Origin of the sequence: Mycetohabitans sp. B3, assembly GCF_021498065.1 — a bacterium.
In the GTDB taxonomy this organism is placed as follows: domain Bacteria; phylum Pseudomonadota; class Gammaproteobacteria; order Burkholderiales; family Burkholderiaceae; genus Mycetohabitans.
This window is the reverse complement of record NZ_JAHLKN010000017.1, coordinates 54197-73477: the sequence shown is the minus strand read 5'-3', so window position 1 is coordinate 73477 and position 19281 is coordinate 54197. Positions and strand designations below refer to the sequence as shown.

Genomic DNA, 19281 nt, shown 5'->3' with positions numbered 1-19281 from the left:
TGTCTGGTGCGGGGACGTGATGTGCCGAAGGCGAGCGACGCGGTCTGCGGCGGTGCATACATACCGCCCCTGGCACGGGCACGGCACGGGCACGGGCACGGGCACGGCACGGCACGGCACGGCACGGCACGGGTGCGACAATACGCCGCATCATTCGCTCCTCGCCGATGCATGCGAGTTTGCCGGTGCAGATATCGACGCAGCCCAACTAGACCGGATTATCGATGTCGATAAACAGATGTTCCAAGCCGAATGTGTCGGCCAAAAGAGCCCCGATGGCCTGCACGCCGTAACGTTCGGTCGCATGGTGGCCGGCCGACACATACGCCACGCCAGACTCCGCCGCCAAGTGGGTGGTGGGCTCGGATACTTCACCGCTTAGGTAGACATCGGCACCGGCCCGAATCGCATCGTCGAAATAGCCTTGCGCGGCGCCGGTGCACCACGCAACACGGCGCAACTTGCGATCGGGATCGCCGAGCACGAGCGGCGCGCGCCCAAGCGTATTGCCGACCTGTGCGGCCAGATGCGACAGCGACGTGGGCATCGGCAGCGTGGCGATGAAGCCGAGATCATTGTCACCGAACCGTGCGTCGGCCAGCCAGCCCATCCGCGCACCGAGTTGCGCATTGTTGCCCAATTCCGCGTGAGCATCCAGCGGCAGATGGTAAGCCAACAGGTTGATGTCATTCTGGATCAGAAGGCGCAGTCGCCGATACTTTTGGCCCGTGATTTGCGGCGCTTCGTTCTTCCAAAAATACCCGTGATGTACGAGCACCGCATCAGCTTTCCAGTCGATCGCCGCCTCGAGCAACGCCGCGCAAGCGGTCACGCCGGTGACCACCCTCTCGATCCGGCGACGGCCCTCAACCTGCAAGCCGTTGGGGCAATAGTCCCGGAACCGCGACGTTTCGAGCAACCCGTTCAAGTACAATTCAAGTTCATTGCGATCCATGCAGGCCCCATAAGTTCAAATGCTTAGACGCTTTTGGCTGTTCTTTGCGCAGGCGGTGACGGTACTGCTCGCGTTGATGTTCATCGTCGCGACGCTCAAGCCGCACTGGCTGCAGCGCCAAGGTAACCTCGGGCAACAGCTGGCGTCCCCGATCGTCGCGCTGCAGGAGGTCGCCCCGGGCATCGCGGGCCGCGGACTGGTCACATCCTATGCAGACGCCGCCCAGCGCGCAATGCCGGCGGTGGTCAACGTATTTTCCAGCAAGGACGGCGCTCAGATGCCGGATCCGCGCGCCAATGACCCACTGTTCCGCTATTTCTTTGGCGATCGCAATTACGAGCGCAAACGCCAGGAGCCCACGTCCAACCTCGGCTCCGGCGTCATTGTGAGCTCGGAAGGCTACATTCTAACGAACCAGCATGTGGTGGACGGCGCCGACGAGATTGAGGTCGCGCTGGCCGACGGGCGCACGGCGAGCGCGAAAATGATCGGCGTGGACCCGGAAACGGATCTGGCAGTACTCAAGATCAATCTACCCAACCTGCCGACGATCACGCTCGGACGGATGGAGAATGCGCGCGTGGGCGACGTCGTGTTGGCGATCGGCAATCCGTTCGGGGTCGGCCAGACAGTGACGATGGGCATTATCAGCGCGCTTGGACGCAATCACCTAGGGATCAACACGTTCGAGAACTTTATTCAGACCGATGCGCCGATCAACCCGGGCAATTCCGGCGGCGCACTGGTCGATGTGAACGGCAACTTGCTCGGCATCAATACCGCGATTTATTCGCGCAGCGGTGGCTCGCTGGGAATCGGCTTTGCCATTCCAGTGTCCACGGCGCGCAGCGTGCTTGAGAGCATCATCACGACGGGCACGGTCACGCGCGGCTGGATCGGCGTCGAGCCTCAAGACGTGACGCCGGAAATCGCGGAATCGTTCAGTCTGCAGCAAAAATCGGGAGCGATCGTGGCGGGCGTGCTGCGAGGCGGACCGGCGGACAAGGCCGGTATCAAGCCGGGCGATATCCTCGTGAAGGTCAACGATGAGGACATCACCGACACGACAAGCCTGCTCAACGTGATCGCGCTGATTCAGCCCGGCACGGTCGCGAAGGTGCACCTGTGGCGCAAGTCGCACGAAATGGACATCGACGTGACGATCGGCAAGCGCCCGCCGCCACCCAAGCAAGCGCTGGACAACGGCGACGACGATGAGTGACGGGTGGCGCCGCGCGGCGCTCAGCAGAAAGGGGCGCACGACCCGCCCGCGCCGCTATTTTGCCTCTTCGCTTCGGGGCTCGCTGTCCGGCTGTCCCGTGACCAGCAGCCGTGCCGCAATGATCCCGAGTTCGTATAGCACGACCAGCGGCACCGCGAGAATGAGTTGGGAGAAAACGTCGGGCGGCGTCACGATGGCGGCGACCACGAACGCGCCGACGATTACGTACGGGCGCACTTCTTTGAGCTTCTTCACCGTCACCCAATTCAGCTTCGCGAGCAGCACGACGACGATCGGCACTTCGAATGTCACGCCGAACGCGATGAACATTGTCAACACGAAGCTCAGGTAATTGTCGATATCCGTCGACATCTCGGCGCCGAGCGGCGCATTGTAGTGCGCCATCACGCGGAAGACGGTCGGAAAAACGACGAAATACGCGAACGCCATCCCGCACAGAAACAGCACATAGCTGCTCGAAACCAGTGGCACTACAAGCTTTTTCTCATGTTGGTACAGGCCCGGCGCAATAAACGCCCAGATCTGGTACAGCACCACCGGCAACGCAATCACGAACGCTACCAGCATCGTCACCTTCATTGGCACGAAGAACGAGCCTGTGACGTCGGTGACGATCATCTTGCCACCTTTGGGCAGGTTCGCCATCAGCGGATGAGCCAGCAACCGGAAAATGTCCGGCGCCCAATAGACCAGCGACACGAACACTACCAGCACCGAGACGGCGGCGCGGATCACTCGCGTGCGCAACTCGATCAAATGCGAAATAAACGTTTCTTCGGTGTCTGGTTTCTGCGGATTTTGCGGAGCTTCGCTCACAGCGGCCTGGGACGGAGAAAAAAGTGGACAGGAAACGGTATCGGATCACAGGAAACGGATCGGACGCCGCAAGTTGGGCGGCGTATGCCGCGCCACGCGGGCCGCGCCGGACTGTACACGGGTACGGCGTGCGGCAACCCGTTTGTACCACACCGGCGTCGCCGTGCGCTGGACTCGCCAGTTTTTGCGCGACGAGGTCCGCCCCGCTCCACTGTACGAGTCGTGCCAAATCGAATTCGGCGTGCCGGTGCCGACACCTTGCTCGGCGCTGTCCGTGCTCAGGCCGGTGCCGTCACGCCAAGCATCAGTCAACTCGGTTTGCGCCTGCTGCACGTGCTCGTGAATCGAGGTTTGCATATCCCGCGCGGCATCTTCGAAGTCGGATTTCATCTTGCGCAACTCGTCCAACTCGATCTCGCGCATCACCTCCGCCTTGACGTCGTTCACATAGCGCTGGGCACGGCCGAACAATGCGCCCGCAGTGCGCGCCACACCGGGCAGCTTCTTCGGGCCGATCACGATCAGCGCCACGACGCCAATCAGCGCCATCTTGCTAAGGCCTAAGTCGAGCATGGCGGGGAGCCAGACAGCGCACGAGCTGCGCGCTCAACGCGCATCGCGCGAACCGGCCTTCTCCTTCGCGTCGACATCGATCGTATCGGAGCGTGGCAGTTCCTTGTGCGGGTCGGTGCTAGCCTCTTTCGCGTCGCGCATACCTTCCTTGAAGCCTTTGATCGCACCGCCGAGGTCGCTGCCGATGTTGCGCAGCTTTTTCGTGCCGAACACCAACGCAACGATCAACAGCACGACCAACCAGTGCCAAATACTCAATGAACCCATAAAAACTCTCCGATTTCGAATGCGTGCGGTGTATCAGCCCATCCTCAACCACGGCCGCGGGCCGGCCAGGATATGCGCGTGCAGGTGGTAGACCTCCTGCCCGCCGCCCGGCCCGGTGTTGATCACGGTCCGGAAACCGGTTTGCCCGCCGGTGTACGCGCAGCCCAATTGCTCGGCCAGGCGCGCCACTAATATTGCCATTCTACCAAGCAGCGGTGCATCTTCTTCCGTGCAATGGGACAGTGTTTCGATATGTTTTCGAGGAATGACCAGCACGTGCACGGCAGCTGCCGGCCGCAGATCGTGGAACGCGACGAATTCGTCGTTCTCGAACACCTTTTTGCTCGGCAACTCGCCGCTGGCGATCTTGCAAAAGATACAGTCGGATTGCGTCATATCACGTCTCCAGTCAGCCCACCGTCATGCCGCCGCCCGCACCGGCAACGGCTTGTTGTCGTTCAGATACAGCCATCCCTTGATGATCCGGTAAAGTACCCAAACGCCGGCGGCGAACCAGATGGCGAAACCGATCACAATCACCATCGTGACGAAACCCACGCCGCCCCACACCAATCCCCACCAGAAGGTGCGAATCTGCCAATCGAAATGCGCGGCGTACGGCGTGTGGGCGACATCGTCACGCTTGACGTAGTTGACGATGACAGCAATCAGGGCCGACACGCCGCCAGTGAACCACACCAACGCGTAGAGCGCGTACAACAGATGGGTAAGCGTTCTGAGCGAGCGCAGCCGCTGTTCATCCAGCGGCACACGCTGGACCGTGCGCATCGCACGCTCGTTGTCATCTAACGGATCATTCATCGCATCACTCCGCAGCACTGCCGCATGGCTCAATCACCATCCTGTTCGCGCTCGCGCCGCTTGCGCAACGCCTTTTCCTCAATGCCCGATAGGCCCTCGCGGCGTTGCAGTTCGGCCAGCACGTCATTGGGCCCGACACCATAATGCGACAACATGACAAGACAATGGAACCACAGGTCGGCCACCTCGTTCACCAGCGTCGCGCTCGAGCCCTCGTGGCGCGCGTCCTTGGCCGCCATCACAACTTCGGTGGCCTCCTCGCCGATCTTTTTCAGAATCGCGTCGTCGCCCTTGTGGAACAGTCGCGCGACATAAGAGGCCTCGGGATCGCCCCCCTTGCGGCCGTCAATCGTCGCCGCCAGCCGCAACAACACGTCGCGCGGGGTGTCGTTCACGTCCCGCGCACGCCTGGCGTCAGCCGTCCCGTACAGCATAGGTTGAGTAGGGTGGGTCATGAATAGATGCTTTCCGGATCCTTCAGGACGGGGGCGACCGATATCCAGCCGCCGTCGTCCACGGTGCCTTCGAATTTCTGAAAAAAACACGAATGCCGGCCGGTATGGCAAGCAATGCCAGATACCTGCTCGACCTTCAACAGCACGACATCCTCGTCGCAGTCCAGCCGCACTTCGCGCACGTGCTGCACATGGCCGGACGCCTCGCCCTTGAACCACAGTTTGTTGCGCGAGCGGGAAAAGTAGACGGCACGCCCCAGCTCGATGGTTTTAGCCAATGCTTCGCGGTTCATCCACGCGAACATCAACACATCGTTGCTCGACGCTTCCTGCGCGATCACCGGCACCAGGCCGTTCGCGTCCCATTTCACCTTGTCCAGCCAGCCGTTGCCGTCCATTCCTGCCTCACTGCAATGCCACGTTCGGCCATGAACTGCTTCGCGTCGCCGACCGTGTATTCGCCATAGTGGAAAATGCTGGCAGCCAATACCGCGTCCGCACGGCCATCGGTGACCCCGTCAGCTAGATGCTGCAGCGAGCCCACGCCGCCCGAGGCAATGACTGGCACCGACACCGCGTCCGATACCGCGCGCGTGAGCGCCAGATCAAATCCACTTTTGGTACCGTCCCGGTCCATGCTGGTCAGCAAGATCTCGCCGGCTCCGAACTGCGCCATCCGACACGCCCATTGTACGGCGTCAAGCCCAGTCGCCTTGCGGCCACCGTGCGTAAACACCTCCCAACGTGGCGCCTCATGCGAATCGCCGACCTGCTTCGCGTCAATCGCAACGACGATGCACTGCGAACCGTAGCGCTCGCTTACGTCGCGGACGAACTGCGGATTGGCCACCGCGGTGGAATTGACACTGACTTTGTCAGCGCCTGCGTTGAGCAGCCGCCGTACGTCCTCGACGGTGCGCACGCCACCGCCGACCGTCAGCGGGATGAACACCTGCGCGGCAACCGACTCGATGATCGGCAGGATCAAGTCGCGCCCGTCGGACGTCGCGGTAATGTCCAGGAACGTGAGTTCGTCAGCCCCCTGCTCGTCGTAGCGCCGCGCGATCTCGACCGGATCGCCGGCGTCGCGCAGTTCGACGAAATTGACGCCTTTGACGACCCGTCCGGCGGTCACGTCAAGACACGGAATGATGCGTTTCGGTAAAGCCATGAAAGTAGGTGCTGAAAAGTGAAACGCGTGGGGCCAGCGCGACGGCGGCGCCCGGGCAGCCGACCCACGGCGCGCGCCGCAGCCTCAGGCGCTGGACTCGCGCAGCGAATCGGCAAGGTTCTGCGCAGCCGTGAAATTGAGTTCGCCGGAATAGATCGCGCGCCCACAAATCACACCCTCGATCCCCTCGTCCTCGACGGCGCACAGCGCGTCGATGTCGGCCAGGTTCGACAGCCCGCCACTGGCGATCACCGGAATCTTGACCGCCTGCGCGAGGCGCACGGTCGCTTCGATGTTGATTCCCTGCAACATACCGTCGCGGCCGATATCGGTATAGACGATCGCCTCGACGCCGTAATCCTCAAACTTGCGCGCCAGGTCGATCACCTCGTGCCCGGTCAGCTTGCTCCAGCCGTCCGTGGCCACTTTGCCGTCCTTCGCGTCCAGCCCAACGATGATATGGCCGCCGAATGCACTGCACGCATCCCGCAGGAATCCCGGGTTCTTCACCGCGGCCGTACCGATGATCACATACGACAGTCCATCGTCCAGGTACCGCTCGATCGTATTGAGGTCGCGAATCCCGCCACCGAGCTGCACAGGAATCTCATCACCGACCTCGGCGATGATTGAGCAAATCGCATCTTCGTTCCTCGGCTTGCCGGCGAACGCGCCGTTCAGGTCGACCAGATGAAGCCGACGCGCACCGTTATCCACCCAATGACGGGCCATGGCCGCCGGGTCCTCGGAAAAGACCGTCACCTGGTCCATATCGCCTTGCTTCAGGCGCACACATTGACCGTCCTTGAGGTCGATGGCCGGGATGAGCAACATAACTATCGCGTGTCAGTCTGGAGTAAGAAATTCATTGGGCTGCCACCACGTTGCGGTGTGACGGCAGGTCTTTGCTAGTTTAGTACAAGTTGTAAGGCGGCCCCGGCCGGCGCGCGACCCAGTGCCGAAGGCTGCGTGCCACCAAACACCGAACACCGAACATCGGATACCGGATACCGGATACCGGATACCGGATACCGGATACCGGATACCAGATACCAGATACCAGATACCAGATACCAGATACCAGATACCAGATACCGGCAATCATCATGGATCCCACCGAACAAAATTGCGATACAGCCGCAACCCCACTTCCGCGCTTTTTTCGGGATGGAACTGCGTGGCAAAAATGTTATCCCGTGCTACCGCGGACGTAAACGGCGCGCCGTACACGGTTTCACCCACGGTGTCAGACGCGTCGTCGGGTACCACATAATAGCTGTGCACGAAATAGAAGAAGCTCTGGTCGGCGATGCCATCCCACAGCGGGTGGGACCGAGTCTGCCGCACCCGGTTCCAGCCCGTCTGCGGCACCTTGAAGCGCGAGCCGTCGTCCTGCAGCTTGCTACCCAGTTGAAAACGCATGCACTTGCCGCCCAGCACGCCCAGGCCCTTCGTATCAGCCTCCTCGCTCCAGTCGAACAGCATTTGCTCGCCCACACACACGCCCAGGACCGGCTTAGTGCGTGTCGCCTCCAGCACCGCGTCCTGCAGCCCCGAGGCGGCCAGCGACGCCATGCAATCGCGCATCGCCCCTTGTCCGGGCAGCACCACGCGATGCGCGGCGCGCACCTTGTGCACGTCGCTAACCACTTGCACGTCGGCCTGTGGTGCGGCGTGCAACATCGCCTGCCAGACCGAGCGCAGGTTGCCCATTCCGTAGTCGACAATCGCTATCGAAGTTTTCATGCAGACCCGCTTCTGATACACATCCTTCCCAAAACCGCGCGGGGTGGTCGCACCACCCGCCCCGCGCGCTGTTCGCCTGCTACCTGAGTACCGGTAGCAGTATTTTCAATCAGTTCGAGCAACTCGCACCAGTAGTGCGACTTGTTCGCATACACGATGACGGTACTGATCGTCCCCGGCCCCGTCAGCAACGGAATCGCCAGCGGCAAGACGGCCACGCTGTTCTTCACCTTGGCCTCATCGCGCTCCTCGGCGGTGCTGCGCGCGTTGCCCAAGCGACGCCGTCGAAATGCCGAAGAAAGAGATAATGTGCTCGCCGGCCTGATCTCCGGCAACGCGCGGTTGAGCAACGGTGGCAACGTGTTCTACAGGCTGCCCTTGGTTGACGGGATCTGTCCAGCCGCGCGCTCATCGATCTCGGCGGCCATGCGCAGCGCCCGGCCGAACGCTTTGAACGCGGTCTCGACCTGGTGATGCGCATTCAAGCCGCGCAAGTTGTCGATATGCAGCGTGACGCCGGCATGATTGACGAAGCCGCGGAAAAACTCGATCGTTAGATCGACATCGAAGTTGCCGATCCGCGCGCGCGTGAACGGGATATGAAACTCCAGTCCTGGGCGTCCGGAAAAATCAATGACGACGCGGGACAATGCTTCGTCCAGCGGTACGTACGCGTGACCGTAGCGGCGAATGCCCTTACGGTCACCGATCGCCTTGGCGACAGCCTGGCCCAGCGTAATGCCGGTGTCCTCGACCGTATGGTGGTCGTCTATGTGCCAGTCGCCGAGCGCGTTGACCTCGAGATCGATCAAGCCGTGGCGGGCAATTTGATCCAGCATGTGATCGAGAAACGGCACCCCGGTGTTCAGCTTTTGCTGGCCGGTGCCATCCAGATTGACCTTGACCCGGATCTGCGTTTCGCTCGTGTTGCGCACGACTTCCGCAATACGCATGGATGTTCCTGAAAATGGCGGAAAAGTTAAACGGCGACTCGCATGCGATCAAACCAGCACATTGCTCAACGCAGCCAGCAATTGTGCATTCTCATCCGGCGTGCTGACCGTGATCCGCACGCACTCAGCCAGCAATGGATGCATTTTACTCACGTTTTTGATCAGAATCCGTGCACCGAGCAACGCGTCGAACACCGCAGCGGCATCTGGCACGCGCACCAGCAGGAAGTTCCCAGCACTCGGAAACACGTGAGCACCTGGCAACGCGCCGATCGCCTCGGCAAGTCGCGCCCGCTCGGCACGCAACTCAGCGGCCTGCGCATCGAGCACTTCTAGGTGATCGAGCATAAAATCGACGGTCGCCTGCGTCAGCACGTTGGTATTGTAGGGGGGGCGCACCTTGTCGAGTTCGTTGATCCAGGCTGGCAAACCGACCAGATAGCCGAGCCGGATACCGGCCAGGCCCAGCTTGGAGACGGTGCGCATGACCACCACGTTGTCGAACTCGCCGGCTCGCGACATCCAGCTGCGCTGCGCGAATGGTTGATATGCTTCGTCGATGACCACCAGCGACCGGTTGGCCGCGCGCACGACCCGCTCGAGATCCGCGTCGTCAAACAGCGTGCCGGTCGGATTGTTCGGGTAGGCCAGATAGATCACCGCGGGCTGGTGCACAGCGACGGCCTCCAGCATCGCGCTCCCATCCAGCGTCAGATCGGCATTCAGCGGCACACCCACGAATTCCAAATGGGCGAGCTTGGCCGACATCGCGTACATCACGAAGCCGGGCACCGGCGCCAGGAGCTTGGCACCCGGCTTCGCGCACGCGGTCGCGATCAGGCTGATCAATTCGTCCGACCCATTGCCCAGCAGCACGTCGCAATCAGCCGGCACCTGCATCGCGCGCTTGAGCTTGTCCAGCAGCGCGCCGGGCCGCGGCAACGGGTAGCGGTTCAACGCAACCTGTGCGAGCCGCTCGCCGAGCCGGTCCGCAAGCGGCCGCGGCAGCGCGTAGGGGTTTTCCATGGCGTCCAGCTTGATCAAGCCGGCGGCATCCGGTACCGGATAGCTCGTCATCGCAAGCACGTCCGCGCGAATGATGTCCTGGGGTATCGTCATAGTCTGGTATCCAAGCTGTCCCGCCTGCCCGCCAGTGCGGTCAGCCGCCGGTCTTCATCCGATACTCAGCGCTGCGCGCGTGCCCCTGCAGGCCCTCACCATACGCGAGTTCCGCGGCAATTTCACCCAGCGTCTGCGCCCCTTCGGCGCTCACTTCAATCACGCTCGAGCGCTTCAGGAAGTCATACACGCCCAACGGCGACGAAAAGCGTGCGGTACGGGAAGTCGGCAGTACGTGGTTCGGGCCCGCACAATAGTCGCCGAGGCTCTCGCTCGTGTAACGGCCGAGGAAGATCGCGCCAGCGTGGCGAATGTGCGGCACCCATTGATGCGGCTCGAGCGCCGATACCTCCAGGTGCTCCGGCGCAATATCGTTGGCGATCGCGCATGCCTCGGCCATGTCCCGGACCTTGATCAGCGCGCCGCGATTCTGCAGTGAACGGGTGATCACGTCGCGCCGCGGCATCGTCCCAATCAGCTGGTCAATCGCTTCCTCGACGCGCCGGATGAACACGGCGTCCGGACATAACAGGATCGACTGTGCGAGTTCATCATGCTCGGCCTGCGAAAACAGGTCCATTGCGACCCAACGCGGATCGGTGGTGCCATCGCACAACACCAAGATCTCCGATGGACCGGCGATCATGTCGATGCCGACCGTGCCGAACACTCGTCGCTTGGCGGCGGCGACGTAGGCATTGCCCGGTCCGCAGATCTTGTCCACGGCCGGGATCGTATCCGTACCGTATGCGAGCGCGCCGATGGCCTGGGCGCCCCCGATGGTCAACACCCGGTCCACGCCGCCAAGCAGCGCGGCAGCCAGCACGAGGTCATTGGCCACGCCGTCCGGCGTCGGCACTACCATCACGATTTCGCGCACGCCGGCCACGCGCGCCGGAATCGCATTCATCAGCACTGACGACGGGTAGGCAGCCTTACCACCGGGCACGTACACGCCGACGCGGTCTAGCGGCGTGACCTTTTGGCCGAGCACCGTGCCATCCGCCTCGGTGTACTGCCAGCTGTGGCTGCCGCATTCGATTTTTTGCTTGTCGTGATACGCGTGCACGCGTGCCGCCGCCGCCTCTAACGCTGCCCGGCGCTTGGGCTCCAGCGCATCCAGTGCCGCCTGCAGCTGGGCAGCCGGCAATTCCAGGGACGCAACGCTGTCCACGTCCAGCCGGTCAAAACGCTTCGTATATTCCAGCACAGCGGCATCGCCGCGTAATTTGACATCAGCTAAGATCTGCGCGACCGAGCGCTCGATCGCTTCGTCTTCGCTCGCCTCGAATGCGAGCACGGCCGCCAACGCCGGCTTGAAACCGGCATCCGAGGAGTCGAGTTTGCGGATCTTGATCGCCATACGAGTTCCTTGTGTCCCGTGATGCGGGCCTCACACGCCGGGCGTCCCGGTATCTGCGCGGCGCCCGGCCACGGCTTGCGCCCCGCCCTTGCTGGCGCGCTCGAACGCTTCGAGAATGGGCTTGAGTTTTGCACGCTTAAGCTTGAGCGCAGCCTGGTTGACCACCAGCCGCGACGAGATCTCCATGATCTGCTCGACCTCGACCAAGTTGTTCGCACGCAGCGTGCCGCCGGAGCTGACCAGGTCGACGATCGCATCAGCCAGACCCACCAACGGCGCTAGCTCCATCGAGCCATACAACTTGATCAGGTCTACGTGCACGCCCTTGGCCGCAAAATGCTCGCGCGCGCTGTTCACGTACTTCGTGGCCACCCGCAGTCGGGCACCTTGCCGCACCGCATTCGCATAATCGAAACCCTGCGGCACCGCGACTGACAATCTGCAGCGGGCAATGTTCAGGTCGATCGGCTGGTACAGTCCGTCGCCGCCATGCTCGAGCAGCACGTCCTTGCCGGCCACGCCGAAGTCGGCTGCGCCATACTCGACGTAGGTTGGCACGTCGGTCGCCCGCACAATGATCACGCGCAAGCCCGGATCTGTGGTGGGCAGAATCAACTTGCGCGACGACTCCGGATCCTCGGTCACCGTGATTCCGGCCGCCGCCAGTAGCGGCAACGTCTCCTCGAAGATACGGCCCTTGGACAGCGCCAATGTCAACGGCACGCCCGGCCCGACCGGCGCCAACGCGCCCGGCATGTTGGCCGTGGCCGACGTGCTCATGCCACCGCTCCGCGGGCTAAACCGTCCCCTTCGGCAGCGCGTGCCTGCCCGACAGCCTCTTGCGAAGCCACGGCGGCGGCATCTTGCAAGGCCGCTGCTGCGGCGTTTTGCGCGGCATCGCCGCGCGCATCGTCCGTATTAATCGGTGCATTCGCGCTGACACGGCTGACACTCGCGCCCAGCGTGCCCAGCTTGGTCTCCATGCGGTCGTAGCCACGATCGAGATGGTAAATCCGGTCGATCAGCGTCTGCCCGTCGGCCACCAACGCGGCAATGACAAGGCTGGCCGACGCGCGCAGATCCGTGGCCATCACTTTCGCGCCGGACAGCTTGTCCACGCCGGTCACCAGCGCCGTATTACCGTCGATCGTGATATTCGCGCCAAGCCGGTTCAGTTCCTGCACGTGCATGAAGCGATTCTCAAAAATCGTCTCCACCACTTTTGACGTCCCGGTCGCAATGGCGTTCAGCGCCATGAACTGCGCCTGCATGTCGGTCGGAAACGCCGGATACTCGGCGGTGCGAAACGATACCGCACGCGCACGGCCTGGCATCCGCAGGCGGATCCAGTCATCGCCGGCCGACACTTGCGCGCCCGCCTCGCGCAACTTGTCGATGACGGCCTCCAGGATCAGCGGGGTGACGCCGCGCAGCGTGACGTCGCCACCCGTGGCAGCGGCTGCGCACAGGAACGTGCCGGCCTCGATGCGGTCCGGGATCACCGCGTGGCGCGCGCCGTGCAAGCGCGGCACACCGTGCACCACGAGCCGGTCCGTGCCGATCCCGTCGATTTTCGCGCCCATCGCGACAAGCAAGTTCGCCAGGTCGGTGACCTCCGGTTCGCGCGCCGCGTTCTCCAGCACGGTTTCCCCGTCCGCAAGCACCGCCGCCATCAGCAGGTTCTCCGTGCCAGTCACGGTAATCATGTCGGTGATCACGTGCGCGCCCTTCAAGCGTCGCGCCCGCGCATCGATGAAGCCGTGCTCGATCGAGATCGCCGCGCCCATCGCGGTCAATCCCTTAATATGCTGATCGACTGGGCGCGCGCCGATCGCACATCCGCCAGGCAGCGACACTTGTGCATGACCGAAGCGCGCCACCAGTGGCCCAAGCACGAGAATCGACGCACGCATCGTCTTGACCAACTCGTATGGCGCCACCGGCTTGTCGACCTGCGACGCGTCCAGCGTCACTGCGTTGCCGTTCACCTCCGAGCGCACCCCCATCTGGCCGAGCAACTTCAACATGGTTCGCACGTCCTGCAGGTTCGGCACGTTCTCCAGCTGAACCGGCTCCGCGCTTAGCAGGCTTGCGCACAGGATCGGCAACGTCGCATTCTTGGCACCGGACACCGTGATCTCGCCATTGAGGCGGACCCCGCCGTCGATCAGCAATTTATCCATTGATTCGCTTCCGCGTTGTGCGGCCGGCGGGCGCGACGCATGAACCGCCTGGGCCGCTGGGGCGTCGTTCGTCACGCCCAGGTTATCTCGTTTAATTCGCACTCGAATCCTGCTTCATCGATTTTGCCATTCAGTTGGTGTCAGCGTCTTCATGCTCAACGCGTGAATCTCCTCGCGCATGCGTTCGCCCAGCGCCGCATAGACAAGTTGGTGCCGCGCAATACTGCGCTTACCCTCGAATGCCGAGCTGACGATCGTCGCGAAGAAGTGCTGGCCGTCGCCTTCGATGTCGATACGCTCGCACGGCAAGCCGGCTTCAATATATTCCTTGACTTGTTCCGGGGTAGGCAACATCGCAAGTCCCTCTCAGTATGCTTTCAATTGTGGGTCGCGACGCACGCCGGGCGCGACGCCTTGACCGATTCTCATGCTTCAATGACGCAGTTTGTACCCGCTCGCCAGCAAGCGTACCGCCAATGCCGCGACGGCGACGAAAAATCCCCCCACCACTGCTAGACTGGCAAGCGGCGCCACGTCGGACGCGCCGAAAAAGCCGAAGCGAAATCCGTCGATCATGTAGAAGAAAGGGTTCAGGCGCGATACGTGCCGCCACAGGTCCGGCAACGTATGCGTCGAATAAAACACGCCGGACAGGAACGTTAACGGCATGATCAGGAAATTCTGGAATGCCGCCAGTTGGTCGAACTTCTCGGCCCAGATCCCAGCGATCAGGCCCAGCGTGCCAAGGATCGCCGCGCCAAGCACGGCGAACGCGACAATATACAGCGGCGCGGAGAACGGCACCGGGATGAACGCAATGGTTACGACGAATACCCCCAGCCCGACAGTCAAGCCGCGCACGACCGAGGCCAGCACGTAGGCGCAGAACATCTCCCAGTGCGACAGCGGCGACAACAGGGCGAACACTAGGTTGCCGGTGACCTTGGACTGAATCAACGACGACGAGCTGTTCGCAAATGCATTTTGTAACACGCTCATCATAACCAGTCCCGGAATGAGGAAACTCGTGTACTCGACGCCAGGATAGACCTGGACATGGCCACGCAACGCGTGGCCAAAGATAGTCAGGTACAACAACGCGGTCATCACCGGGGCCAGCACGGTCTGGAAGGCCACCTTCCAGAACCGCAGCACTTCCTTATAGAACAGCGTCCTGAAGCCTGTCATGCCAGTCCCTCCACGACCTCGGGCGCATTCATGATCTGCACAAACACGTCTTCCAGATCGGCCTTACGCACGTCGATCTCGTCGAACCGACAGCCGGCCGCACGGCATTGCGCAAGAATCGGCTCCACGTCGTCATACGAGTCCAGCCTCAACAGGTGCTGCCGACCCGCCGGATCGGGCGTGCCGACCGCCAGGGCCCGGACCTGCGCCGGCACCCCACCTGCGCTCACGCGCACGAACAACTGCAGTCCGGTGAAGCGCTGCAGCAACGCACCGGTGCGCTCCAGCGCAACCACCTCGCCGCGGCGCAGCATGGCAATGCGGTCGCACAGCGCCTCGGCCTCTTCCAGGTAATGCGTGGTCAACACGATCGTATGCCCTTCGCGGTTGAGCCGCGCGATGAATTTCCACAGCGTCTGGCGCAATTCCACGTCCACGCCTGCGGTCGGCTCATCCAGCACGATCACCGGCGGCCGGTGCACGAGCGCCTGCGCGACCAGTACGCGCCGCTTCATTCCGCCGGACAACGCGCGCATGTTGACGTCCGCCTTCTCGGTCAGATCCAGATTGGCCATCACCTCGTCGATCCAGTCGTCGTTGCGGGCCAAACCGAAATAGCCGGATTGAATGCGAAGGCATTCACGTACAGTAAAAAAGGGGTCGAACACCAATTCTTGAGGCACCACGCCAAGGGCGTGCCGCGCACGCCTGAAGTCTGTGACGACATCGTGGCCCCGCACCGCGATCGATCCTTCGTCCGCGCGCGCCAGACCCGCAAGTATGCTGATCAGCGTCGTCTTGCCTGCGCCGTTGGGGCCGAGCAATCCGAAGAACTCGCCATCCTCGACGGTGAACGACACGCCTTTAAGCGCCTGCAAATCGCGATAGCGCTTCTTGACGTTGTGGATTTCTATGGCTGACATGAGTGTGCGGCGCAACGGCGCCGGCAGAGTTTGCAGACCTGCCCGTGCAGGCTGCGCGGGCGGGCAATGGCCTATCGACGGCCTGGAAAACGCTTGATTATAGGCGAAGTCGGCGGGTCGCCGCGAGGGGGGCCGATTGGCCCCGTGGCCTACGCCGTCACCTGGAACAACGTGACAGCGTCAATGTCGGCGGGACAAAACCAGTGTCTGGACGCCGTAGGCTTGGGCAAGGCTGGCCAATCCGTCGGGCAGGTTCAGGATCGAGAACGATGCCGCGTGACGCACGCGAGCCGCACGTTGCCACGCCAGCAATACCGCCAACGCCGACGAATCGAATTGCTGCAGGCAGGCGCAATCCACGCCGGTCGCGCCGCCGGCGATATGGTTCAGGCCAACCTCGAGCACAGCGTTCGCCGTCGCGAACGTCAGGGCCTGCCCCGTTTCGAAGATTGTCACGATGTGCTCTTGGCCGCGGTGGCCGGCGTATTTTTCTCCGATAGGTAGGTAATCAAGCCATCGATCCCGTGTTGCTGGATCTGTTCATTGAACTGTTGCTGGTATGTTTGCACGAGCCACGCACCGGCGACATTCAAATCATAGACCCGCCAGCCATGGGCGGTCTTCTCCATCCGATAGTCAAGCTGGATCGGCCGACCATTGTTAATCACCGTCGAGCGTACGACGACGTCGGTATCGGTCGGCGCCGCACGCAGCGGCTGATATTGAATTTCCTGATTGCCGACCTGCGACAGCGCCCCGGAATAGGTCCGAATCAGCAGCATCTTGAATTGCTCGACAATCTGCTGCTGCTGTTGCGGCGTCGCGGTGCGCCAGTGCCGCCCCATGACTAGACGCGTCGTCCTCGCAAAGTCGGTGTACGGCAGAATTTTTTGGTTAACGACCTGCGTGATCCGGTCAATGTCGCCGGCTTTAAGCGACGGGTCGGCGCGCACGATGCTTAGCACGTCGGTCGTCACCGATTTCAACAGCCCATCCGGTGTGCCTGTATCAATGGCCGGTGCTTCGGCAAACGAACCGGCACTGAACGACAGCAGCGTGGCAACGACGGGGATCAGTAAAAATTTTTTCATTAACTCAGTCCTATCGATTGTTTCTTTCCGCTATGGTCAACGATCATCGAACATTGGAGCAAATTGCGCAGTTCGAGTTTCCTTCACCGCGAAGCATACTCACCTGAACCGAAGATTCGGGATGCTATAGGGACGGCCGCCGGGTGGAATCATCTGCTGGCTTGGCACGTGCGTCTCCGACGCCAATCGCGCCGCAGCAGCATCCGGCCTGGCCGCGCCGGCAGCCGGCGCACCTTCGGCGCCAGGCGTCGGTACGCCATCGTCAGTCGGGCCGGTGTCAGCGTCCGATTCATCGTCGTACGCGGGCGGCGGCGGATTGCCATCCGAAATCAGGTACTGGCGCCGTTGCAAATGGGCGTTGCGCACAAACGAGTACTTGTCGAGCGCCGCATTAGACAGCAGGTCGGTTGCACCGAGCAACGCCGCGCGCGTGCTGACGATGCGCACACCATATAACGTCGTGCGCAGCCAGATCGGACGCATGTAGGCAGTCAGGTCGCCCTGCCAGTCGACCAGCAGGCCTGCCGCGTCGCGCACGGTACTGGGCCCGAGCAGTGGCAGCACGAGGTACGGGCCCGGTGGCACGCCATAGTGGCCCAACGTGACGCCGAAGTCCGACTGATGCTTCGGCAACCTGGCCTGGCTGGCAAAGTCGAACAGCCCGCCCAGCCCGAACGTGCTATTGATCGCCACGCGCATGATGTCTTCCGTGCCCGCGGTGATCTTACCTTGCAACAAATTGTTGGCGGCGATATACACATCACCGATGTTCGAGAAGAAGCTCGACACACGATCGCGAACGAATAGGGGCAACGCCCAGTTATAGGCGCGCGCCACCGGCTTCATCGCCACGCGATCCAGCGTGTCGTTGAATTCGAACATCGTCCGGTTAAACCCTTCCAGCGGGTCTTGCTTCGACGGCGTCTTCACCGTTGCACAACCGCCCAGCGCTATCGCAGCAGCCGCGGCCACGACGGTGGCTCGCATCCTTGTCATTGTGCTTCCCCTCAGTGTGCCGTCGCGCTTGCCGGCGCGACTTGGATTTGAGATGCGCCAGGGCTAGCCGCGGCAGGCGCGGCCGACTTGCCCGCACCGGCATCCGCCGCCTTGCTGTACAGGAATTGGCCGATCAGGTTTTCCAGCACGATCGCGGATTGCGTCATCGTGAGCGTGTCGCCATCCTTGAGCAGCTGTTCGTCGCCCCCTGGATCCAGGCCGATATACTGCTCGCCGAGCAGACCCGAGGTTAGGATCTTGGCCGACGAGTCCTTCGGAAACGTGTACTGCTTAAATACGTCGATCGTGACCAGTGCCTGGTAAGTCTGCGTATCGAACCCAATGCTCTGTACGCGGCCCACCGTCACGCCGGCGCTTTTGACCGCCGCGCGCGGCTTCAGTCCGCCGATGTTGTCGAATTTCATCTTCACCGAGTAGGTGGCTTGAAACGACAGCGAACTCATATTGCCAGCCTTGAGCGCCAGGAACAGCAGCGCCACAAAACCGAGCACCATGAACAAGCCGACCCAGAAGTCCAGAGCGTTTTTCTTCATCGTCATCCCATCGGAATAGCTATTACCGCTGCGTGCTACACGGGGATCGCGCACGCAGTCGTGCCGGCACACCATAGCGCCGGGCCCATCCATCAATTGAACATCAGCGCGGTCAGCAGAAAATCCAGCCCAAGTACCGCCAGCGATGCGAATACGACCGTCTTGGTCGTCGCGCGCGACACGCCTTCGGGGGTCGGCTTGGCTTCATAGCCTTGGAACAGCGCGACGAAAGTCACCGCAAAACCGAACACGACGCTCTTGATCACGCCGTTGCCGATGTCCTGCCGCAGGTCGACGCCCGATTGCATTTGGGACCAAAACGAGCCAGGGTCCACGCCGATCAATATCACACCGACGAAATACCCGCCGACAATGCCGACCGCGCTGAAGATCGCCGCCAGGATCGGCATGGCGATCACGCCAGCCCAGAATCGCGGTGCGACGACGACCCGGATCGGATCCACGGCCATCATTTCCATCGCGGTCAGTTGTTCGCCCGCCTTCATCAGGCCGATCTCCGCGGTCAGCGACGTGCCGGCACGTCCCGCGAACAGCAACGCAGTGACCACCGGCCCAAGCTCGCGCACCAGCGATAGCGCGACCAACAGTCCGAGCGCTTGCTCGGAGCCGTAGCGATTCAGCGTGTTGTAACCCTGCAAGCCCAGCACGAAGCCGACGAACAACCCCGAAACAGCGATGATGACGAGTGAATAATTACCCAGGAAGTGGATCTGCTGGGTGACGGTGCGCAGGCGCCGCAGCAATGGGAAGCACTCCAATGTAAGCCGCGCGAACATACGGGCGCCGTAGCCCGTGCGTGAAAGGCCGTCGAGAACGGCGCGGCCGATCGTGGCGATCATGCG

26 protein-coding genes and 1 pseudogene are annotated in these 19281 nt (G+C 62.1%); 1 reads left to right on the top strand and 26 read right to left on the bottom strand.

Features of this window, described 5'->3' with window-relative positions; genetic code table 11:
• Positions 1–208 precede the first annotated feature (208 nt).
• On the bottom strand, positions 209–955 hold the full coding sequence (locus tag KQH55_RS03945) for a Nif3-like dinuclear metal center hexameric protein (protein ID WP_076785578.1): 747 nt from the start codon (positions 953–955) through the stop codon (positions 209–211).
• Positions 956–974: 19 nt separating this feature from the next.
• On the opposite strand from KQH55_RS03945, the gene KQH55_RS03940 reads away from it, so the two are divergent.
• Entirely contained in the window at positions 975–2177 is a 1203-nt protein-coding gene (locus KQH55_RS03940) for a Do family serine endopeptidase (protein WP_076796860.1), read from the top strand.
• 54 nt (positions 2178–2231) lie between these two features.
• Here KQH55_RS03940 and tatC read toward each other — a convergent pair whose 3' ends face one another.
• From tatC to mlaE, 25 genes and pseudogenes are all read right to left on the bottom strand, one after another.
• Positions 2232–3014: a twin-arginine translocase subunit TatC gene (tatC, locus tag KQH55_RS03935; RefSeq protein WP_076785580.1), complete on the bottom strand. Its 783-nt coding sequence runs from the start codon at positions 3012–3014 to the stop codon at positions 2232–2234.
• Positions 3015–3059: 45 nt separating this feature from the next.
• On the bottom strand, positions 3060–3587 hold the full coding sequence (gene tatB / locus KQH55_RS03930; RefSeq protein ID WP_076785581.1) for a Sec-independent protein translocase protein TatB: 528 nt from the start codon (positions 3585–3587) through the stop codon (positions 3060–3062).
• Between the two features lie 33 nt (positions 3588–3620).
• The gene (gene tatA, locus KQH55_RS03925; protein ID WP_076785582.1) at positions 3621–3854 is read right to left on the bottom strand and encodes a Sec-independent protein translocase subunit TatA; all 234 of its coding nucleotides are present in this window, start codon (positions 3852–3854) and stop codon (positions 3621–3623) included.
• Between the two features lie 33 nt (positions 3855–3887).
• On the bottom strand, positions 3888–4250 hold the full coding sequence (locus KQH55_RS03920) for a histidine triad nucleotide-binding protein (RefSeq protein WP_076785583.1): 363 nt from the start codon (positions 4248–4250) through the stop codon (positions 3888–3890).
• 24 nt (positions 4251–4274) lie between these two features.
• Positions 4275–4676: a hypothetical protein gene (locus tag KQH55_RS03915; protein ID WP_235090232.1), complete on the bottom strand. Its 402-nt coding sequence runs from the start codon at positions 4674–4676 to the stop codon at positions 4275–4277.
• A gap of 29 nt (positions 4677–4705) precedes the next feature.
• Positions 4706–5110 (bottom strand): phosphoribosyl-ATP diphosphatase, encoded by a 405-nt coding sequence (locus tag KQH55_RS03910; protein ID WP_076785584.1) that lies wholly within the window; start codon positions 5108–5110, stop codon positions 4706–4708.
• A gap of 17 nt (positions 5111–5127) precedes the next feature.
• Positions 5128–5529 (bottom strand): phosphoribosyl-AMP cyclohydrolase, encoded by a 402-nt coding sequence (gene hisI / locus KQH55_RS03905; RefSeq protein WP_076796858.1) that lies wholly within the window; start codon positions 5527–5529, stop codon positions 5128–5130.
• A complete protein-coding gene (gene hisF, locus KQH55_RS03900; protein ID WP_076796857.1) occupies positions 5499–6302 on the bottom strand; it encodes an imidazole glycerol phosphate synthase subunit HisF in 804 nt (267 codons plus the stop codon). Before hisF ends, hisI begins: the two co-directional genes overlap by 31 nt.
• Positions 6303–6386: 84 nt before the next feature.
• Positions 6387–7136 carry a 1-(5-phosphoribosyl)-5-[(5-phosphoribosylamino)methylideneamino]imidazole-4-carboxamide isomerase gene (gene hisA / locus KQH55_RS03895; RefSeq protein WP_076785587.1) on the bottom strand — a complete coding sequence of 250 codons (750 nt, stop codon included), beginning with the start codon at positions 7134–7136 and terminating at the stop codon, positions 6387–6389.
• Positions 7137–7215: 79 nt separating this feature from the next.
• Positions 7216–7407 (bottom strand): hypothetical protein, encoded by a 192-nt coding sequence (locus KQH55_RS03890; RefSeq protein WP_235090230.1) that lies wholly within the window; start codon positions 7405–7407, stop codon positions 7216–7218.
• Positions 7407–8048 (bottom strand): imidazole glycerol phosphate synthase subunit HisH, encoded by a 642-nt coding sequence (hisH, locus tag KQH55_RS03885; protein ID WP_076796856.1) that lies wholly within the window; start codon positions 8046–8048, stop codon positions 7407–7409. The genes KQH55_RS03890 and hisH overlap by 1 nt, the downstream gene beginning before the upstream one ends.
• Positions 8045–8407: a MarC family protein gene (locus KQH55_RS16795; protein WP_083703749.1), complete on the bottom strand. Its 363-nt coding sequence runs from the start codon at positions 8405–8407 to the stop codon at positions 8045–8047. Before KQH55_RS16795 ends, hisH begins: the two co-directional genes overlap by 4 nt.
• 6 nt (positions 8408–8413) lie before the next feature.
• Positions 8414–9001 carry an imidazoleglycerol-phosphate dehydratase HisB gene (hisB, locus tag KQH55_RS03875; RefSeq protein ID WP_076785590.1) on the bottom strand — a complete coding sequence of 196 codons (588 nt, stop codon included), beginning with the start codon at positions 8999–9001 and terminating at the stop codon, positions 8414–8416.
• Between the two features lie 48 nt (positions 9002–9049).
• Positions 9050–10120: a histidinol-phosphate transaminase gene (gene hisC / locus KQH55_RS03870; protein WP_076785591.1), complete on the bottom strand. Its 1071-nt coding sequence runs from the start codon at positions 10118–10120 to the stop codon at positions 9050–9052.
• Between the two features lie 40 nt (positions 10121–10160).
• A complete protein-coding gene (hisD, locus tag KQH55_RS03865; protein WP_235090229.1) occupies positions 10161–11483 on the bottom strand; it encodes a histidinol dehydrogenase in 1323 nt (440 codons plus the stop codon).
• Between the two features lie 30 nt (positions 11484–11513).
• Positions 11514–12239 (bottom strand): ATP phosphoribosyltransferase, encoded by a 726-nt coding sequence (gene hisG, locus KQH55_RS03860; protein ID WP_076787478.1) that lies wholly within the window; start codon positions 12237–12239, stop codon positions 11514–11516.
• A gap of 173 nt (positions 12240–12412) precedes the next feature.
• Positions 12413–13666, bottom strand: a pseudogene (gene murA / locus KQH55_RS03855) (UDP-N-acetylglucosamine 1-carboxyvinyltransferase); the annotation flags it as partial.
• 114 nt (positions 13667–13780) lie between these two features.
• A complete protein-coding gene (locus tag KQH55_RS03850; RefSeq protein WP_076785593.1) occupies positions 13781–14020 on the bottom strand; it encodes a BolA family protein in 240 nt (79 codons plus the stop codon).
• 78 nt (positions 14021–14098) lie between these two features.
• Positions 14099–14854: an ABC transporter permease gene (locus KQH55_RS03845; protein ID WP_076785594.1), complete on the bottom strand. Its 756-nt coding sequence runs from the start codon at positions 14852–14854 to the stop codon at positions 14099–14101.
• Positions 14851–15777 carry an ABC transporter ATP-binding protein gene (locus KQH55_RS03840; RefSeq protein WP_076796854.1) on the bottom strand — a complete coding sequence of 309 codons (927 nt, stop codon included), beginning with the start codon at positions 15775–15777 and terminating at the stop codon, positions 14851–14853. Before KQH55_RS03840 ends, KQH55_RS03845 begins: the two co-directional genes overlap by 4 nt.
• 180 nt (positions 15778–15957) lie before the next feature.
• Entirely contained in the window at positions 15958–16233 is a 276-nt protein-coding gene (locus KQH55_RS03835) for a lipid asymmetry maintenance protein MlaB (protein WP_076785596.1), read from the bottom strand.
• Positions 16230–16868 (bottom strand): phospholipid-binding protein MlaC, encoded by a 639-nt coding sequence (locus tag KQH55_RS03830; protein WP_076785597.1) that lies wholly within the window; start codon positions 16866–16868, stop codon positions 16230–16232. Before KQH55_RS03830 ends, KQH55_RS03835 begins: the two co-directional genes overlap by 4 nt.
• A 99-nt stretch (positions 16869–16967) precedes the next feature.
• Positions 16968–17864, bottom strand: a complete 897-nt coding sequence (locus KQH55_RS03825) for a VacJ family lipoprotein (protein WP_235090228.1) — start codon at positions 17862–17864, stop codon at positions 16968–16970.
• An 11-nt stretch (positions 17865–17875) separates the two neighbouring features.
• Entirely contained in the window at positions 17876–18424 is a 549-nt protein-coding gene (gene mlaD / locus KQH55_RS03820) for an outer membrane lipid asymmetry maintenance protein MlaD (RefSeq protein WP_235090227.1), read from the bottom strand.
• An 86-nt stretch (positions 18425–18510) separates the two neighbouring features.
• Positions 18511–19278: a lipid asymmetry maintenance ABC transporter permease subunit MlaE gene (mlaE, locus tag KQH55_RS03815; RefSeq protein ID WP_076785599.1), complete on the bottom strand. Its 768-nt coding sequence runs from the start codon at positions 19276–19278 to the stop codon at positions 18511–18513.
• Positions 19279–19281: the final 3 nt, after the last annotated feature.

Coding starts and splice junctions, on each gene's coding strand:
- KQH55_RS03890 (WP_235090230.1), bottom strand. CDS start 7,407: ATGATTGCCGGTATCTGGTATCTGGTATCTGGTATCTGGTATCTGGTA.
- KQH55_RS03945 (WP_076785578.1), bottom strand. CDS start 955: ATGGATCGCAATGAACTTGAATTGTACTTGAACGGGTTGCTCGAAACG.
- hisG (WP_076787478.1), bottom strand. CDS start 12,239: ATGCCGGGCGCGTTGGCGCCGGTCGGGCCGGGCGTGCCGTTGACATTG.
- KQH55_RS03920 (WP_076785583.1), bottom strand. CDS start 4,250: ATGACGCAATCCGACTGTATCTTTTGCAAGATCGCCAGCGGCGAGTTG.
- hisA (WP_076785587.1), bottom strand. CDS start 7,136: ATGTTGCTCATCCCGGCCATCGACCTCAAGGACGGTCAATGTGTGCGC.
- hisD (WP_235090229.1), bottom strand. CDS start 11,483: ATGGCGATCAAGATCCGCAAACTCGACTCCTCGGATGCCGGTTTCAAG.
- hisB (WP_076785590.1), bottom strand. CDS start 9,001: ATGCGTATTGCGGAAGTCGTGCGCAACACGAGCGAAACGCAGATCCGG.
- KQH55_RS03840 (WP_076796854.1), bottom strand. CDS start 15,777: ATGTCAGCCATAGAAATCCACAACGTCAAGAAGCGCTATCGCGATTTG.
- hisC (WP_076785591.1), bottom strand. CDS start 10,120: ATGACGATACCCCAGGACATCATTCGCGCGGACGTGCTTGCGATGACG.
- KQH55_RS03830 (WP_076785597.1), bottom strand. CDS start 16,868: ATGAAAAAATTTTTACTGATCCCCGTCGTTGCCACGCTGCTGTCGTTC.
- KQH55_RS03915 (WP_235090232.1), bottom strand. CDS start 4,676: ATGAATGATCCGTTAGATGACAACGAGCGTGCGATGCGCACGGTCCAG.
- KQH55_RS03825 (WP_235090228.1), bottom strand. CDS start 17,864: ATGACAAGGATGCGAGCCACCGTCGTGGCCGCGGCTGCTGCGATAGCG.
- tatA (WP_076785582.1), bottom strand. CDS start 3,854: ATGGGTTCATTGAGTATTTGGCACTGGTTGGTCGTGCTGTTGATCGTT.
- tatB (WP_076785581.1), bottom strand. CDS start 3,587: ATGCTCGACTTAGGCCTTAGCAAGATGGCGCTGATTGGCGTCGTGGCG.
- KQH55_RS03850 (WP_076785593.1), bottom strand. CDS start 14,020: ATGTTGCCTACCCCGGAACAAGTCAAGGAATATATTGAAGCCGGCTTG.
- hisF (WP_076796857.1), bottom strand. CDS start 6,302: ATGGCTTTACCGAAACGCATCATTCCGTGTCTTGACGTGACCGCCGGA.
- KQH55_RS03845 (WP_076785594.1), bottom strand. CDS start 14,854: ATGACAGGCTTCAGGACGCTGTTCTATAAGGAAGTGCTGCGGTTCTGG.
- KQH55_RS03910 (WP_076785584.1), bottom strand. CDS start 5,110: ATGCTGTACGGGACGGCTGACGCCAGGCGTGCGCGGGACGTGAACGAC.
- hisI (WP_076796858.1), bottom strand. CDS start 5,529: ATGGACGGCAACGGCTGGCTGGACAAGGTGAAATGGGACGCGAACGGC.
- KQH55_RS03940 (WP_076796860.1), top strand. CDS start 975: ATGCTTAGACGCTTTTGGCTGTTCTTTGCGCAGGCGGTGACGGTACTG.
- mlaE (WP_076785599.1), bottom strand. CDS start 19,278: ATGATCGCCACGATCGGCCGCGCCGTTCTCGACGGCCTTTCACGCACG.
- mlaD (WP_235090227.1), bottom strand. CDS start 18,424: ATGACGATGAAGAAAAACGCTCTGGACTTCTGGGTCGGCTTGTTCATG.
- hisH (WP_076796856.1), bottom strand. CDS start 8,048: ATGAAAACTTCGATAGCGATTGTCGACTACGGAATGGGCAACCTGCGC.